At 67.0% G+C, this 14628-nt stretch carries 15 protein-coding genes; 7 read left to right on the plus strand and 8 right to left on the minus strand.

Annotation, left to right across the window (positions count from 1 at the left end; all coding sequences use genetic code 11):
• Positions 1–8: 8 nt before the first annotated feature.
• The gene (locus EEB15_RS26050; RefSeq protein ID WP_141512883.1) at positions 9–227 is read right to left on the minus strand and encodes a CsbD family protein; all 219 of its coding nucleotides are present in this window, start codon (positions 225–227) and stop codon (positions 9–11) included.
• A 140-nt stretch (positions 228–367) separates the two neighbouring features.
• Here EEB15_RS26050 and EEB15_RS26055 point away from each other — a divergent pair, with 140 nt between their 5' ends.
• Genes EEB15_RS26055 through EEB15_RS26070 form a run of 4 tightly spaced genes read left to right on the plus strand, consistent with a single transcriptional unit; the run spans position 368 to position 5061 of the window.
• Complete coding sequence (locus EEB15_RS26055; RefSeq protein ID WP_199236638.1) at positions 368–1576, plus strand: SLC13 family permease; 1209 nt, start codon at positions 368–370, stop codon at positions 1574–1576.
• 7 nt (positions 1577–1583) lie between these two features.
• Complete coding sequence (locus EEB15_RS26060; RefSeq protein WP_141512884.1) at positions 1584–2564, plus strand: D-glycerate dehydrogenase; 981 nt, start codon at positions 1584–1586, stop codon at positions 2562–2564.
• 56 nt (positions 2565–2620) lie between these two features.
• Positions 2621–3904 carry a DNA recombination protein RmuC gene (rmuC, locus tag EEB15_RS26065; protein ID WP_370283924.1) on the plus strand — a complete coding sequence of 428 codons (1284 nt, stop codon included), beginning with the start codon at positions 2621–2623 and terminating at the stop codon, positions 3902–3904.
• Positions 3901–5061, plus strand: a complete 1161-nt coding sequence (locus tag EEB15_RS26070; protein ID WP_141512885.1) for an MFS transporter — start codon at positions 3901–3903, stop codon at positions 5059–5061. The genes rmuC and EEB15_RS26070 overlap by 4 nt, the downstream gene beginning before the upstream one ends.
• Here EEB15_RS26070 and EEB15_RS26075 read toward each other — a convergent pair.
• Positions 5039–5905: a TIGR00730 family Rossman fold protein gene (locus tag EEB15_RS26075; protein ID WP_141512886.1), complete on the minus strand. Its 867-nt coding sequence runs from the start codon at positions 5903–5905 to the stop codon at positions 5039–5041. The two genes, EEB15_RS26070 and EEB15_RS26075, sit on opposite strands and share 23 nt — an antisense overlap.
• A gap of 75 nt (positions 5906–5980) precedes the next feature.
• Between EEB15_RS26075 and EEB15_RS26080 the strand changes: the two genes are divergently transcribed.
• Positions 5981–6646: a hypothetical protein gene (locus EEB15_RS26080; RefSeq protein WP_141512887.1), complete on the plus strand. Its 666-nt coding sequence runs from the start codon at positions 5981–5983 to the stop codon at positions 6644–6646.
• A 75-nt stretch (positions 6647–6721) separates the two neighbouring features.
• Here EEB15_RS26080 and EEB15_RS26085 read toward each other — a convergent pair whose 3' ends face one another.
• Genes EEB15_RS26085 through efp form a run of 3 tightly spaced genes read right to left on the minus strand, consistent with a single transcriptional unit; the run spans position 6722 to position 8993 of the window.
• Positions 6722–7600, minus strand: coding sequence for an AEC family transporter (locus EEB15_RS26085; RefSeq protein WP_199236640.1), 879 nt, complete (start codon positions 7598–7600; stop codon positions 6722–6724).
• Entirely contained in the window at positions 7600–8382 is a 783-nt protein-coding gene (locus tag EEB15_RS26090) for a heme-dependent oxidative N-demethylase subunit alpha family protein (RefSeq protein WP_141512888.1), read from the minus strand. The genes EEB15_RS26085 and EEB15_RS26090 overlap by 1 nt, the downstream gene beginning before the upstream one ends.
• A gap of 56 nt (positions 8383–8438) precedes the next feature.
• The gene (gene efp / locus EEB15_RS26095) at positions 8439–8993 is read right to left on the minus strand and encodes an elongation factor P (RefSeq protein WP_141512889.1); all 555 of its coding nucleotides are present in this window, start codon (positions 8991–8993) and stop codon (positions 8439–8441) included.
• Positions 8994–9178: 185 nt separating this feature from the next.
• Here efp and EEB15_RS26100 point away from each other — a divergent pair, with 185 nt between their 5' ends.
• Together EEB15_RS26100 and EEB15_RS26105 are read left to right on the plus strand one after the other, a co-directional pair.
• Complete coding sequence (locus tag EEB15_RS26100; protein ID WP_141512890.1) at positions 9179–9889, plus strand: phosphatase PAP2 family protein; 711 nt, start codon at positions 9179–9181, stop codon at positions 9887–9889.
• Positions 9877–11553 (plus strand): phosphoethanolamine transferase, encoded by a 1677-nt coding sequence (locus EEB15_RS26105; protein WP_141512891.1) that lies wholly within the window; start codon positions 9877–9879, stop codon positions 11551–11553. The genes EEB15_RS26100 and EEB15_RS26105 overlap by 13 nt, the downstream gene beginning before the upstream one ends.
• On the opposite strand, the gene EEB15_RS26110 is transcribed toward EEB15_RS26105, so the two are convergent.
• Genes EEB15_RS26110 through earP form a run of 3 tightly spaced genes read right to left on the minus strand, consistent with a single transcriptional unit; the run spans position 11531 to position 14600 of the window.
• A complete protein-coding gene (locus EEB15_RS26110; RefSeq protein WP_141512892.1) occupies positions 11531–12865 on the minus strand; it encodes an ATP-binding protein in 1335 nt (444 codons plus the stop codon). The two genes, EEB15_RS26105 and EEB15_RS26110, sit on opposite strands and share 23 nt — an antisense overlap.
• Positions 12862–13521, minus strand: coding sequence for a response regulator transcription factor (locus EEB15_RS26115; protein WP_141512893.1), 660 nt, complete (start codon positions 13519–13521; stop codon positions 12862–12864). Before EEB15_RS26115 ends, EEB15_RS26110 begins: the two co-directional genes overlap by 4 nt.
• Complete coding sequence (gene earP / locus EEB15_RS26120) at positions 13518–14600, minus strand: elongation factor P maturation arginine rhamnosyltransferase EarP (protein WP_141512940.1); 1083 nt, start codon at positions 14598–14600, stop codon at positions 13518–13520. Before earP ends, EEB15_RS26115 begins: the two co-directional genes overlap by 4 nt.
• Positions 14601–14628 lie beyond the last annotated feature (28 nt).

A 14628-nucleotide genomic window follows, 5' to 3' on the forward strand; every position in this document is an offset into this window, starting at 1 on the left:
GCCTGCGCTTACCGCTCGAACCGGTAGTCCGGGTTGGAGCGCTCGAACGTGTCGATCTGCCGTTCGGCCTCGTCTTTCGCAACGCCATGGCGCTGCTGGATGCGCCCAAGCAGTTGGTCGCGCTTGCCGGCGATGACATCGAGGTCGTCGTCGGTGAGCTTGCCCCACTGCTCTTTCACCTTGCCCTTGACCTGCTTCCAGCTGCCTTCGATACGGTCGTTGTTCATGTGGATCTCCTGAAGTTGATTGCCCGACTCTAGGTTTGCTGCCAGGCACCTTCAGTAGGCCGAGCCGGAGCGGCGGCGTAGGCGGGTGCCTACGCCATAATCTGCCGTTCTCTTCGCAGAACAAATCCCCGGAGGCTCTTTTGTCGATTGCGGGCATACCTGTCGATTTCATCCTGTTCGCCCTGACGCTTCTCGGCGTCGCGCTCTTTCACCATCACACGCTCTACGTCGCATTGGCGGGGCTCCTGGTCATTGCGCTGTTCAAGTTCGTCTTCGGCGATTTTGGCGGCGTGCCGGGCGCGGAGGGCCTCGCGAAACTGGTGGCTCATGAATGGGTCACCCTGGCGAACCTGCTGGGCTTGCTGCTCGGCTTCGCTCTCTTGTCGGACCACTTCGAACGCAGCGGTGTGCCTGCGCTGCTGCCTCGCTACCTGCCGGACGACTGGAAGGGCGGCTTGTGCCTGCTCTTGCTGGTGTTTGTCCTGTCGAGCTTCCTGGACAACATCGCCGCGGCAATGATCGGCGGAACCATGGCGGCGGTGCTCTACAAGCGACGTGTTCACATCGGTTTCCTGGCCGGCATCGTCGCAGCAAGCAATGCCGGCGGCTCAGGCAGCGTCGTGGGCGACACCACCACCACCATGATGTGGATCGCCGGCGTCAGGCCGGGCCAAGTGTTCGAAGCCTACGTCGCGGCCGTCACGGCCACGCTGATCTTCGGCGTCTTCGCGGCGCGGCAGCAGCACGCATTCCAGCCGATCATGAAGGACAGCCCGGAGGGCGTCCGGCTGGACGGCTCGCGGCTGGCAATCGTCGCGGTGATCCTGCTGTCGGCAATCGCAGCCAATGTGTTCTTCAACATCAACCACCCCGCCGTGTTGAACACCTTGCCCGTGATCGGGCTGGCAGTCTGGGTGGCCATCATCGTCACCGCGCCATGGCGGCGACCGGCCTGGGGCCTCTTGCCCGAGGCGTTGAAGGGCAGCGTCTTCCTGCTCGCGCTGGTGATGTGCGCGGCGATGATGCCGGTGCAGCACCTGCCGGCCGCGTCATGGCAAACGGCGCTGGGCCTGGGCTTCGTGAGCGCGGTGTTCGACAACATCCCGCTCACCGCGCTGGCGCTGCGCCAAGGCGGGTACGACTGGGGCTTCCTCGCCTATGCCGTGGGGTTCGGCGGATCGATGATCTGGTTCGGCTCCTCGGCCGGCGTGGCGCTGTCCAACATCTATCCCGAGGCCCGTTCTGTCGGCGCCTGGCTCAAGGCCGGCTGGCACATCGCCGTGGCCTATGTCATCGGCTTCTTCGTTCTTCTGCTGGTCCTCGGCTGGCATCCGGACGCCAAACTCTGAAACCATCATGAAAAAAGCAAAGATCCTCGTCACTCGGGCCGTCTTCCCCGAGGTCATCGCCCGGCTCGAGCAGTACTTCGAAGTCGAACACAACCAGGCCGATGAAGCCTGGTCGAAACAGCAACTGGCTGACAAGTTGCGGGACAAGGTTGGCGCCTTCACGACGGGTGGTGAACGCATCGACGCGGAGGTGCTCGCCGCCGCGTCGCAACTGAAGATTTGCGCCAACATGGCAGTGGGCTACAACAACTTCGACGTGCCGGCCATGACGGCGCGCAAAGTGCTGGGGACCAACACGCCTGACGTGCTGACGGAGACCACCGCCGACTTCGGCTTCGCGCTGCTGATGGCGACGGCGCGGCGTGTGACCGAGAGCGAGCACTACTTGCGCGACGGCAAGTGGGACCGCTGGAGCTACGACATGTTCTCAGGGTCGGACGTCCATGGGAGCACGCTGGGCATCCTGGGCATGGGCCGAATCGGCCAGGGCATCGCGCGGCGTGGCGCCCATGGCTTCGGCATGAACGTCGTTTATCACAACCGCTCGCGTCTTTCGCCGGAGCTCGAAGCGGAGTGCAAGGCACGTTACGTTGCCAAGGACGAACTGCTGAAGACGGCCGATCATCTGGTGCTGGTGCTGCCTTATTCCGCGCAATCGCACCACACGATCGGTGCGCCGGAGCTTGCGCTGATGAAGCCCACGGCGAACCTCGTCAACATCGCGCGCGGCGGCATCGTGGACGATGCGGCCTTGGCTGCGGCCCTGCGCGAGAAAAGGATTGCAGCGGCAGGCCTCGACGTCTTCGAAGGCGAGCCCAAGGTCCACCCCGACCTGCTCACGGTGCCCAACGTCGTCCTGACGCCGCACATCGCCAGCGCCACGGTGCCCACGCGAAAGGCGATGGCCAACCTGGCCGCGGACAACCTCATCGGCTTCCTGGTGCAGGGCAAGGCGCTCAACCCGCTGAACCCGGAAGCATTGGCCTGATCTTGGAACTCTGGCTCATCATCGCCCTCGCCATCGCCAACCTGGCACTGGTTTTCATGGTTCTCATGCGCAAGCCGCCGGTCAACGAGGCTGCGCGAGCGGAGCTGTTGGCCGCCAACGAGCGGATGGAGCGCGAGCTGCGGCGCGAGATCAGCGAGTCTTCACGCGGCGCGCGGACCGAGCTGACCCACACGCTGGCCACATTCCAGGAGGCGCTGGTCAAACAGGGCGCCGAGGCCACGCGCACGCAAAACACACAGATCGACGCGTTCGCCCAGCAATTGACGCTATTGCAAAAGTCTTTGTCCGACACCTTGGTGACGCAGCTCCAGAACGTCAGCGAATCCAACGCGCGCCGCATGGTCGAAGTGCGCGAGACGCTGGAAGCCCAGTTGTCGCAACTGCAGCAGAGCAACACCGCCAAGCTGGACGAGATGCGCAAGACGGTGGACGAGAAGCTGCAGACCACGCTTGAGACGCGCCTGGGCGAAAGCTTCAAGCAGGTGGCGGACCGGCTGGAGCAGGTGCACAAGGGCCTGGGTGAAATGCAGACGCTGGCGCAGGGCGTGGGCGACCTGCAGCGCGTGCTGACCAACGTCAAGACGCGCGGCATGTTCGGTGAAGTGCAACTCGAAGCCTTGCTGGAACAGGTCCTGACGCCCGAGCAGTACGGCAAGCAGGTGGAGACCAAGCCGCGCAGCAACCAACGTGTCGACTTCGCGATCCGCTTTCCCGGCCGCAGCGCCGACGGCACGCCGGTGTGGTTGCCGGTCGACGCGAAATTTCCGCGCGACGACTATGAGCGCCTCCTGGACGCACAGGACCGCGCCGACCCGGCCGCCGCCGACATCGCGGCGCGTGCGCTCGAAGCACGCATCCGCACCGAAGCCAAGTCGATCGCCGACAGCTACCTGTGCCCGCCGCAGACCACCGACTTCGCGATCCTGTTCCTGCCGATCGAAAGCCTCTACGCCGAAGTGCTGCGCCGACCGGGCCTCATGGATGGCCTGCAGCGCGACTACCGCGTGACGCTGGCGGGGCCGACGACGCTGCTCGCGATGCTGAACAGCCTGCACATGGGCTTTCGCACACTGGCGCTCGAACAGCAGGCGTCCGAAGTCTGGAAGGTGTTGGGCGCGGTCAAGACCGAGTTCGAGCGTTACGGCACCTGGGTCGACAAGATTCGCGAACAGGTGCGCAAGGCCTCGGATACGCTGGACACCGCTTCGACGCGGACCAACCAGATGCGCCGCGCGCTCAAGGTCGTGGAAGCGTTGCCGGAAGCCCAGGCACAGGCGTTGCTGCCGCTGACGCAGGAAGGGGACGATCCCGGTCCATGAGCGGCGGCCTCAACACGGCACTTGCTCGCCTGATCGCCGGTCAAATTTTTCTGCACGCCTGCATGGCCGGCATGCGGATGGCGGCGCCGCTGCTGGCACTGCGGCAGGGCCATAGCGAGGCCGCGGTGGGCGTGCTGCTCGCGCTGTTCGCCCTGACGCAGGTGTTCCTCGCACTCCCCGCCGGCCGGTTCGCGGACCGCTACGGGTTGAAGCGCCCAATGGGCTTTTCCGTCATCGCGGCAGTGGTGGGCGCGGGCATTGCGGTCGCGTTTCCGGTTTTTCCCGTCCTGTGTGTGGCGGCGCTGCTCACCGGCGGCGCCACCGGCGCGGCTTCCATCGCGCTGCAGCGGCATGTCGGCCGGGCGGCACAGAACACGACCGAGCTCAAGCAGGTGTTTTCGTGGCTGGCCATCGGCCCGGCCGTCTCCAACTTCGTCGGTCCGTTCGCCGCCGGCTTGATGATCGACCACGCGGGCTTCCGCGCCGCCTTTCTGCTGCTGGCGTTGTTGCCCCTGGTCGCGTGGCTGTGGGTGCGAAAAACCGTCGAACTGCCGCCCGTGATCCGGCCGGAAGGCACGTCGCATGGCACCGCCTGGAACCTGCTGCGCGAACCGATGTTCCGCCGGCTGCTGCTGGTGAACTGGCTGCTCTCGTCGTGCTGGGACGTTCACACGTTCGTCGTGCCGGTGCTGGGTCATGAGCGCGGGCTGTCCGCGTCGGTGATCGGCGCCATCCTGGGCGCATTCGCCGTGGCGGCGGCGCTGGTACGGCTTGCACTGCCGATGATCGCTGCGCACCTGCGGGAGTGGGCGGTCGTCGCGGGCTCCATGGCGGCAACGGCCGTGCTCTTCGCCGTCTATCCGTTCCTCCACTCGCCGCTGGCCATGGGCGCATGTTCGGTCCTGCTGGGGATCGCGTTGGGCGTGGTGCAGCCGATGATCATGAGCACGCTGCACCAGATCACGCCCGAGGCCCGTCACGGCGAAGCCGTGGCGCTGCGGATCATGGCCATCAACGCGGCCAGCGTCGCCATGCCCATGCTCTTCGGCGTGGCCGGCGCCGTGATCGGCATTTCCGGCGTGTTCTGGGCCGTGGGCCTGCTGGTGGGCGCGGGCACGCGCCTGGCCTACGGCCTCAAAGCCGATAGAACCCCTTGATGATGTCCCAGGCCTTTTCCGGGTCGTCGGCGTACTGGAACAGGTCCAGGTCGGCGGCGGAGATGACGCCTTCCTCGATCAGCACGTCGAAATTGATCAGGCGCTTCCAGTAGTCGGTGCCGAACAGCACGATGGGCACCTGCTTGGACTTGCGGGTCTGCACCAGTGTGATCACTTCGAACAACTCGTCCAGCGTGCCGAAGCCGCCGGGGAAGGCCACCAGGGCCTTGGCGCGCATCATGAAATGCATCTTGCGCAGCGCGAAATAGTGGAACTTGAAGGACAGCGCCGGCGTGACGTACGGGTTCGCGGCCTCTTCCATGGGCAGCGCGATCGACAGTCCCACGCTGATGCCGTCGCCCTCGTGCGCGCCGCGGTTGGCGGCTTGCATGATGCCCGGCCCGCCGCCGGTGCAGATGAAGAGCATGTCGGCGGGCTCCTTGCCCGCGCTGTAGTGCGCCACCAGTTTGCCGAAGGCCCGCGCTTTCTCGTAGTAGTGGGCATTGCGGGCCAGCGCGTGGGCGCGGCGGATCTGCACTTCGTCTTTCGTCGCCTCGGCGGCGGCGACCATGGCGGCGGAGTCCTCTTCGCTGCGAAAGCGTGCGCTACCGAAGACGACGATGGTGTTCTCGATGCCCATGGCCTGCTGTTCGAGGTCGGGCTTGAGGAGTTCGAGCTGGAAGCGGATGCCGCGCGTTTCGCGGCGCAGCAGGAATTCCGGATCGGCGAAAGCGAGGCGCCCCGCGTCCGGATCGAGGGGAAGCCCTTCGCTGGCGTGAGCCTGAAGCGTGGCCCAGGCGTCGGCCAGGCGGGGGTTGTGGATGTTGCGGGTGGATGAAGCCATGGCTACATTCTGCGGCTATTCGGGATGGTTCTCCGCTATCCTTGCCATCCAAAGAAAGTAACGTGGGGACTGCAGTTGCACCAGAGATATTACGTCCTGCTGGAGGGCCGTAAAGTCGGGCCGTACGACCGGCGGACGGTCGTCGGAATGCGGATCAAGGAGACATTGACGAGCGAGCACGTGCTGATCGGCACGGACGGCTCCCAGTTGACCGTGGCCGACCTGATCGGCCAGCAGGGGCCTGCATCCACCTTCAACCCCGACCGCAGCAGCAGCTTTTCGGTGGTGCGCGCGAGGTTCACGGCCGCGTTGCTCGAGGTGCAGGGACCGGGCGCCCGCATTCCCCGGTTCAAGGACGAAGTCGAAGTCCGTGTGCAGGGCGATGTCCTGCGGATTGCGGGCCGGTTCCGTCGCGGTCTGGGCTGGAAGGACGGGCGGGTCAAGCTGGCGCTGAACGACGTGGTTCATGCCCGGATCAGGGGCTCGCAAGTCGATCTGTGGATGCGGCCCGCAAAGGCCGGCGGGCCGATGCAACGCGTCTGCATGCAACTCTTCACGCCGGAAGCGGCGGGGGAACTGGTCGAGTGGCTGCCGGCAGCGACGCCCTGGCCTGAAGCCGCTCCAGCGGCAATCGGTGCCGACCACAGGATGCTCTGGCTGTCGGGGTTGGGACTGGCCGTCTTCGTGGTGGTGCTGGTGGTTCTGATCCTGGTCGTGCTGCTGCAGCGGCGCGTTTATTAGGAGCCCCCACGGGCTACGCCCTGCCCCCTCAGGGGGCGCAGCCGTCTAGGGGCGGCCCGTCGACGGCTGGAGCCGCTACAGCGCAAGGGCGAGTGCAAGCGGCACGAACAGCACCGCGAGCGCGTTGCCCAGCAAGATCATCGCCGCGACTTTTTCCGGCTCCTGGCGATAGCGTTCCGCCAGCAGGAACTGCATCACCGCCGGTGGGAGCGAGCCGAACAGGATCAATTGCCCCTTCGAGGCGCCGGTGAGGCCCAGCGCCCAGACCAGCGGCAACGCCAGGGCCAGGCCGATGATCGGCCGGGCGAAGGCGCCCAGCAGTCCGCGCGGCACGTCCTGCCGGCGCAGTGCGGTGAGCCGCACGCCCAGCGCGAACAGCATCAGCGGCAGCATCGCCTCACCCATGATCTTGAGGCCGGTGAACAACATGTCGGGCGGGCGCACGCCGCTGGCGGCGCTGGCGAATCCCAGGGCCGTGGCGATCATCAACGGGCTCAGCAGCAAATCGCGCGTGCGGGCGTGAGCGCTCGTGATCCGTGCGCCCAGCGAGAAATGGATCAGGTTGCTGATGGAAAACAACGCCACTGCCGCGCCAAAGCTTTCCGCGCCGAAGGCCAGCAGCGCCAGGGGCAGGCCCATGTTGCCGCAATTGTTGAACATCACCACCGGTACGAGCGTGCGCGGCTGCGTGTGTGTGGCACGCGAGAGCAGCCAACCCACAGCGCCGCTGCCCAGGATCAAGATCGCACCGCCGGCAAGCAGCACGGCATGGTCGCCAAGACGGAAATCCTTGGCCGCGAGCGCCGTGTAGACCAGCGCTGGGGCCAGCACGTCGAGCACGATCCGGTTGAACGAGCTGAGATCGGGCCGCGTGCGCCGGCCGTAGAAAAACCCGATGGCGACGATCAGAAAGACCGGCACGATGACCTGGGCGATGCGGGCAGCCAGTTCCATCAGCCGCGCGCCTTCAGCCAGCGAAGCAGGGGCTCGCGCGCGGGCGCCAAGCCCTTGTATTCGAGCACCGCAGGCGACATGGAGGCGAGCCAGTCGTGCAGGCGGCCTGCGGCGCCGGGCGCCGCGACAGCTTCACCCAGAGGTTTGAGCATGACGTGGATCGTGAAGACGGCCTGGCGCGTTCCGCGCAGCACGGGAAAGAAGGTTTGGCGTTCCGCACGCAGCCAGCAGCTCTCCGCGAAAGCTTGATCATCGGCCGACGCGGGCCATGGCTTGCGCGCGTGCCGGCGCGGGTGTTGGTCGTAGCGAGGCGATGTGCTCACCGTCATCACATACCGCTCCCAGCATTCGCCCGAAGTCGCCAGCTTGACCAACTGCGCCGACGCCTTGACGAGCAACTCGTTGTCGGCGACCGGCGCGTGCAGGGCCGCGAAGCCCAGCCCCAGTTTTTCTTCGGGCGCCCAATGGGAAGGCACGCAGACGCAAAGCCAGGGCAGGGTGCCGGTCTCGCCGTCGAGGATCGCGAGATCCTGCCGGTAAGCGAGTTCCGGGATGCGGTCACTGGGCAGGTGTTCCGCGATGGCGGCCAGCGCGGGGCCGGCGTCGAAGCCCGGAACGATCTGGCGGGACTGGCCGGCTTCGACGACCGCGCGCTTTTCTTCGAAGAGTTGCGACGCAGGGTCGAGCGCGATCAGTTGCCGCTCGGATGGATCGAGGCGCGCGAGCCCCGGCTGCATCCGGAAAGGCACGACGAGGCGGTCGAAATCGAACTCGAAGTCCACAGGTGGCCCCAAAAACAAAAGGCTCCTTCCGGAGCCTTCTCGAAAATTCCCTTGCGTCAGACGCGCCTTCTGTACTCGCCCGTGCGCGTGTCGACTTCCACCTTGTCGCCCTGGGCCACGAAGATCGGCACGCCGATTTCGAAACCGGTGGACAGCTTGGCGGGCTTGAGCACCTTGCCCGAAGTGTCACCCTTGACGGCCGGCTCGGTCCAGGTGATCTCGCGCTCGACGCTGGTGGGCAATTCGACCGAGATGGCCTTGCCGTCATAGAACACCACTTCGGCGGGCATGCCCTCTTCGAGGTAGTTCAGGGCGTCGCCCATGTTTTCCTTCTCGACTTCGTACTGGTTGTACTCGGCGTCCATCCAGACGTACATCGGGTCGGCGAAGTAGGAGTAGGTGCAGTCCTTCTTGTCCAGGATGATCTGGTCCATCTTGTCGTCGGCCTTGAAGACCACTTCGGTGTTGAAGTTGGCGATCAGGCTCTTGAGCTTCATGCGCACGGTGGCGGAATTGCGGCCGCCGCGCGAGTATTCGGTCTTCAGCACGACCATCGGGTCCTTGCCGTTCATGATGACGTTGCCGGCGCGGATGTCTTGAGCGATTTTCATAACGATTTAGATAGGTTGGCCGCGCTGCGCTTCAAGGGGGATGCGTTAATCCGCGGCGGGGGATGCGCATAAGGGCGCCATAGCCCCAGAAATTGCGCAAAGCCCTGAATTTTAGCGCGTTTTGCTTCCGCCGCACCGCCTCGGCTTCAGGCTGCCTTAAGTGTCGGGCTCGCAGACTCGGCCGTATGGAATTTTTCGCAGTAAAGAAGGGGAGCGAGCCCGCTGGGCGCTCGCTCTGGAATTGGACGTTGGGCGCACTGGTTCTGCTCTTGGCATGGGAAGCCAGCGGCCTGGACGTGCCCCTGGCGCGGCTGGCGGCCGGCGGCGGCCACGGCTTCACCGGGCGTGACAGCTGGTTCGCGGGTGTCCTGCTGCACGACGGCATGCGGCACTTGGCCTTCGCCGCGGGCGCCTGGCTGTTCGCGGGCGTGTGGTGGCCGGTCGGCGTGCTTCGGCGGCTTTCGCGGCCGGCCCGCATCCAATGGCTGGCCAGCCTGCTGCTGGGGGTGGCGCTGGTCAACCTGCTCAAGTACGCGAGCAGGACGAGTTGCCCCTGGGACCTGGCGGAATTCGGCGGCGCCGTCGCCTACGTGAACCATTGGGCCTGGGGACAGGCCGACGGCGGTCCCGGCCACTGCTTCCCGGCTGGCCACGCCTCGGCGGCCTTTGCGTTCATCGGCGGGTTCTTCGTCCTGAGGCCCGTCTCCCCATCGCTGGCGGTCCGCTGCCTGGCCGTCGTGCTGGCGGCGGGTTTGGCCTTGGGCCTGGCGCAGCAGTTCCGCGGCGCGCACTTCATGAGCCACACGCTCTGGACCGGGTGGCTTTGTTGGGCTGCTGCCTGGGGCCTGGACGGGGCGGTTCGGATGGCGGAAAAGCAACGCACATGCCTGTCCTGAGCCCGATGGGGGTGCGCATGACGGCGTGGACGCGCCCCAAGTTGCATGTGGAAACCCTGGTGCTGATTTGCGCCGCCTTCATGATGCTGGCCTGCAACCGGCCGTTCTGGCACATGGCTCTGGCGGGGCGTCCGATGGATGAGCCCGGCACCTGGCTGTTCGCCGCCGCGGTCTTCATTGCATTCACCGCCTTCTACTTTGCCTTCGGCTCGGCGCTTGCCACCCGGCACACCGCCAAGACGTTGCTCACCATCCTCCTGCTGGTCACGGCGGCCGCGGCGTACTACATGGAACGCTATGCGGTTTATTTCGACCGCGCGATGCTGCGCAACGTGTTGGCCACCAACTACCACGAGGCGGGCGAGCTGCTCGGCCGTGACCTGGTGGCGTACGTGCTGGCGTTCGGCGTGCTGCCCTCGGTGCTGGTCTGGTGGACCCGGCTGAAGCAGCGTCCGCTGCGGCGCGCTGCGGCGGTGCGGCTGGCTTGCGTGGCTGCTGCGCTGGCGACCGGGGTGGCCAGCCTCCTGCTGGTGTTCGCGGACTTTGCTTCGCTGGTACGCAACCACGGGGAGGTCCGATACCTGCTGACGCCGGGCAACCTGGTGGCGGCCGGTGCGGCCAATGCCTGGGGCCGGGCCAAGCGGCCCAACACGCCCAAGCTCACCGTCGGTGGCGACGCGCGCCTGGGCCCGGCGTGGCAGGCACGCAAGCGGCCAGCGCTGTTCGTCCTGGTGGTTGGTGAAACCGCCCGCGCACAGAACTTCGCGCTCAACGGCTACGCCCGGCCCACCAATCCGCGGCTGTCGGGCCTGGACGTGATCAACTTTCCCGACGCGCGGGCCTGCGGCACGTCCACCGAGGTATCTTTGCCCTGCATGTTCTCGCCCTTCGGGCGGCACGGCTACGACGAGGAAAAGATCCTCACGCACGAGTCGGTGCTGCACGTGCTGGCGCGCGCGGGGTTCAAGGTGCTGTGGCGGGACAACCAGAGCGGATGCAAGGGCGTGTGCCAGGGCCTGCCGGCCGAGCAACTGGATCGCGCCAAGGTCGATGCGCTGTGCGCCGAGGGCCAGTGCCTCGACGAGATTCTGCTGCGCGGCATGGAAGGGATCGCGCGCGACAACCACGGCAACCTGTTCGTGGTGATGCACCAGCTGGGCAGCCACGGGCCGGCGTACTACAAGCGCTACCCCGCGGTGTTCAGGCGCTTCACGCCGGCCTGCGAGAACGAGGAGTTGCGCTATTGCACGCAGGCCGAGATCGTCAATGCCTACGACAACTCCCTCCTGTACACCGACTTCATGCTGGGGCGGGTGATCGAGTTTCTCGACAAGGCACAAGCCACGCACGACACCGCGATGCTGTACGTCTCCGACCACGGCGAGTCGCTGGGCGAGAACGGCCTGTACCTGCACGGCGTGCCCTACGCCATCGCCCCCGACGTGCAGCGCCACGTGCCCTTGCTGATGTGGCTGTCGCCGGCGTTCCGGCGCGATTTTCATGTCGACGCCAACTGCATGCGCGAGCAGTCGGCGCTGGCGGCGAGCCACGACAACCTGTTCCATTCGCTGCTGGGCGTGCTGGACGTGCAGACCGCCGTCTATCGGCCGGACATGGACCTCTTTGCGCCGTGCCGCCCGGCTAACGCCGGAATAGCACCTTGACCTGCAGGCCGCCGCCGGGCGCATCTCCCAGCACCACCTCGGCGTCATGCCGCAGGGCCACGGCCCTGACGATCGCCAGGCCCAGCCCGCTGCCGCCGGTGGCACCGGTGCCGGCCGCCCGGTAGAAACGGTCGAAAACACGGTCGCGCTCGGCGGTCGGGATGCCCGGGCCGGTGTCGTCGACCAGCAGGACCGACTGCGGCCCTTCAACCTTCGCGCCCACGTCGACCTTGCCGCCACGCGGCGTGTAGCGCAGCGCGTTCTCCACCAGGTTGTCCAGCAGCAGGCCGAGCTGGCGCGCATCGCCGGTGACGGGCACCGGCCCGGTCGTTGCGGCGCCCAGGTCGATGCCCAGGTTCTCGGCGCGCGCGCTGAACCGGGCGACGGTGGCACGGACCAGCTCCGCCAGGTCCACGGCCTCACGCAGGAGGGCGGGTGCTTCCGGTCCCAGCCGCGACAGCTGCAGCAACTGTTCGACCAGGCGATGGGCCCGGTCGACGCCCGCGCGCAATTCGTGCAGCGCCGCCACCCGATGCGCCTCGTCGCCCGCCCGCTCCAGCAACTGCAGCTGCAGGCTTAACGCCGTGATCGGCGTGCGCAGCTCATGCGCCGCGTCGGCGACGAAATGCCGCTGCAAGGCCAGGGCGCTTCCCAGCCGCGCCATCAGGTCGTTGATGGCGCCGATCAGCAGGTGCAGCTCGGGCGGGTGATCGGCCATGGGAATGGGGTGTAGGGCTTCCACGCTGCGCGCGGTCACCTCGCTGGCGGCGTTGGACAGCGGCGCCAGGCCGCGCCGCAGGGCGAGCGTCAGCAGCACCGCGATCACGGCCACCAGCAGCAGCGCCGGCGGCACCAGCGTCGACGCGGTCTCGCGGGCCAGCGAGTCGCGCTCGCTCGCCCGCTGGGCGGCCTGGACGATGCCGTCGTCGAGGACGATGGTGTAGAGGTGCCAGGTTTCGCCGTTGACCCGGTCCTGGCTCAACCCGCTGCGCGACAGGAAGGGCAGGGCGACGCCCGGGTTGGAACTTTGCATGCGCTGGCCATCGCGCGTCCACACCGCGGTGACGAATTCGAACTGGCCGTATTCCTCGTAGATCTTCGGCAACTGCTGCGCCAGGCGCGGTGGCCTCGCCGTGCCGTAGGTGCCGTGGTGGTTCGCGACGGCGAGCGCCACCTGCTTCAGGTTGTCCTGGAACACCTCGCCCATCTCGTGCGCCAGCACCCACCACGAACCGCCGACCAGCAGCATGGCGCCCACCAGCAGGGCTCCCATGGCCCACAGCAGGACCCGCCGATGAATCGAGACCGTCATGGCTGCACCACCTTGTAGCCCACACCGCGCACGTTGCGGATGGTGTCGGGGCCCAGCTTGCGGCGCAGGTTGTGCAGGTGCACCTCGACGGCATTGCTGCCGACCTCGCGCTCCCAGCCGTAGAGGGCGTCTTCCAGCTGGTCGCGTGACAGCACCGCGCCCGGCCGCTGCATCAGCAGTTCCAGCAAGGCGAACTCCTTGGCCGAGAGGCTGACAGGCTGCTCCTGGAGACGGACCTCGCGCCGCACCGGGTCCAGCAGCAGGCTGCCGCACTCGAGCACCGGGCTGGCGTTGCCCGTGCGGCGGCGGAGCAGGGCGCGCACCCGCGCAACCAGTTCGTCCAGGTCGAAGGGCTTGAGCACGTAGTCGTCCGCGCCTTCGTTCAGGCCTGCGATACGGTCCGCGACGGCGTCACGCGCGGTCACGACGAGCACCGGGATGGCGTCGCCACGCCTGCGCAGCTCGCGCAGCAGAGCCATGCCGTCCTTGCCCGGCAAGCCGAGGTCCAGCAGCACGAGGTCGTAGACACCGTTGGCCAGCGCCAGCTCCGCGGCCTTGCCATCGGTCACCCAGTCGATGACGAAGCCGGCGTCGCCCAGGCCCTGGCGCATCGCGCGCCCGATCATGGTGTCGTCTTCAACCAGCAGCAGTCTCATGGTGCGGGCGATTGTGCCGTGATGAAGGCCAGCAGCCTGGACGCCAGGTCTTCCTGCGCCAGCAGCTTGTCGCGGGCACGCAGCAGGCGATCCGCCCATACGGTCGGATCGGTGGATGCCAGAGGGCCGGGCGCGGAGCCGTTCCACACGGCGTGGAAATCGCGCAGCGACGGCGGCGCTTCCAGCCAATCCAGGAAGGCCGAGAGCTTGGGCAGGTGGGCGCCGTCTTCCTGCGGATAGATTTGCCACACCAACGGCTTGCCGGCCCACAGGGCGCGCACCAGCGAGTCTTCGCCGCGCACGAAATTGAGGTCGCAGGCCCATAGCAGGTGGTCGTAGTCCGGCTGCGTGAGGTAGGGCAGGAACGAGATTGAGAGCCGCGACGGCCGGATCCATCCCGGCATCGTGCGGTCGTTGTCCTCCACCGCGGCGTTGACGCAGGCCGCGGCGCGGCCGGGCGTCACCAGCAGCTGCGTGTCGCCGGCCGCGGCTGCCCACTGCGCGAGCAACTCGCGCAGCGACGGCGGCTCGTAGCAGAACAGGCTGACCCGCCGGCCGCGCTTGTCGATGCCTTTCGAGGCGAGCCAGCCGTCGCCGTCGAAGGCGGCCTGACGCTGCAGCAAGTCCGGCTCACGCAGCAGCCCGCCGGTGCGATCGGTGAAGCCCGGGTAGAAGAAGTGCTTGACGAGGCCAGCCGCGGGCCCGGACATGACAGGAGAGGCCAGGCCGTGGTTGCGCTCGGCAAAGGATTCGGCCGTCAGGTATTCCAGGTTGATCCAGGCGGGCTGGCGGCCCCGGCTGCGCGCACGAGCGGCGATCGCGGCCTGGAAGGGCGCTTCCAGTTCGCAGCCGAATGCCTCGATCACGACGTCGCCGGGCTCGGGCGCTTGCGCCTGTTCAGCCCAGGGCAGCACCTCCACACGCGGATGCCCCTCGGGCGCCATCCATGTCAGCGCCGATGCGTCGTCGATCCACAGGCGCACGCGGTGGCCGCGCCCGGCCAACTGGACGGACAGGCGCCAGCACACGCCGGCGTCGCCGTGGTTGTCGATGACCTTGCAGAAAATGTCCCAGAGCATGAAGCGGGCGATGAGTTTGCCGGAGATT

It is taken from the genome of Ramlibacter sp. WS9 (genome assembly GCF_003797765.1).
In the GTDB taxonomy this organism is placed as follows: Bacteria; Pseudomonadota; Gammaproteobacteria; order Burkholderiales; family Burkholderiaceae_C; genus Ramlibacter.

Coding starts and splice junctions, on each gene's coding strand:
- EEB15_RS26050 (WP_141512883.1), bottom strand. CDS start 227: ATGAACAACGACCGTATCGAAGGCAGCTGGAAGCAGGTCAAGGGCAAG.
- EEB15_RS26110 (WP_141512892.1), bottom strand. CDS start 12,865: ATGACGGTCTCGATTCATCGGCGGGTCCTGCTGTGGGCCATGGGAGCC.
- EEB15_RS26075 (WP_141512886.1), bottom strand. CDS start 5,905: ATGGCTTCATCCACCCGCAACATCCACAACCCCCGCCTGGCCGACGCC.
- earP (WP_141512940.1), bottom strand. CDS start 14,600: ATGCTCTGGGACATTTTCTGCAAGGTCATCGACAACCACGGCGACGCC.
- EEB15_RS26115 (WP_141512893.1), bottom strand. CDS start 13,521: ATGAGACTGCTGCTGGTTGAAGACGACACCATGATCGGGCGCGCGATG.
- EEB15_RS26085 (WP_199236640.1), bottom strand. CDS start 7,600: ATGGAACTGGCTGCCCGCATCGCCCAGGTCATCGTGCCGGTCTTTCTG.
- EEB15_RS26060 (WP_141512884.1), top strand. CDS start 1,584: ATGAAAAAAGCAAAGATCCTCGTCACTCGGGCCGTCTTCCCCGAGGTC.
- EEB15_RS26105 (WP_141512891.1), top strand. CDS start 9,877: ATGCCTGTCCTGAGCCCGATGGGGGTGCGCATGACGGCGTGGACGCGC.
- EEB15_RS26070 (WP_141512885.1), top strand. CDS start 3,901: ATGAGCGGCGGCCTCAACACGGCACTTGCTCGCCTGATCGCCGGTCAA.
- rmuC (WP_370283924.1), top strand. CDS start 2,621: ATGGTTCTCATGCGCAAGCCGCCGGTCAACGAGGCTGCGCGAGCGGAG.
- efp (WP_141512889.1), bottom strand. CDS start 8,993: ATGAAAATCGCTCAAGACATCCGCGCCGGCAACGTCATCATGAACGGC.
- EEB15_RS26100 (WP_141512890.1), top strand. CDS start 9,179: ATGGAATTTTTCGCAGTAAAGAAGGGGAGCGAGCCCGCTGGGCGCTCG.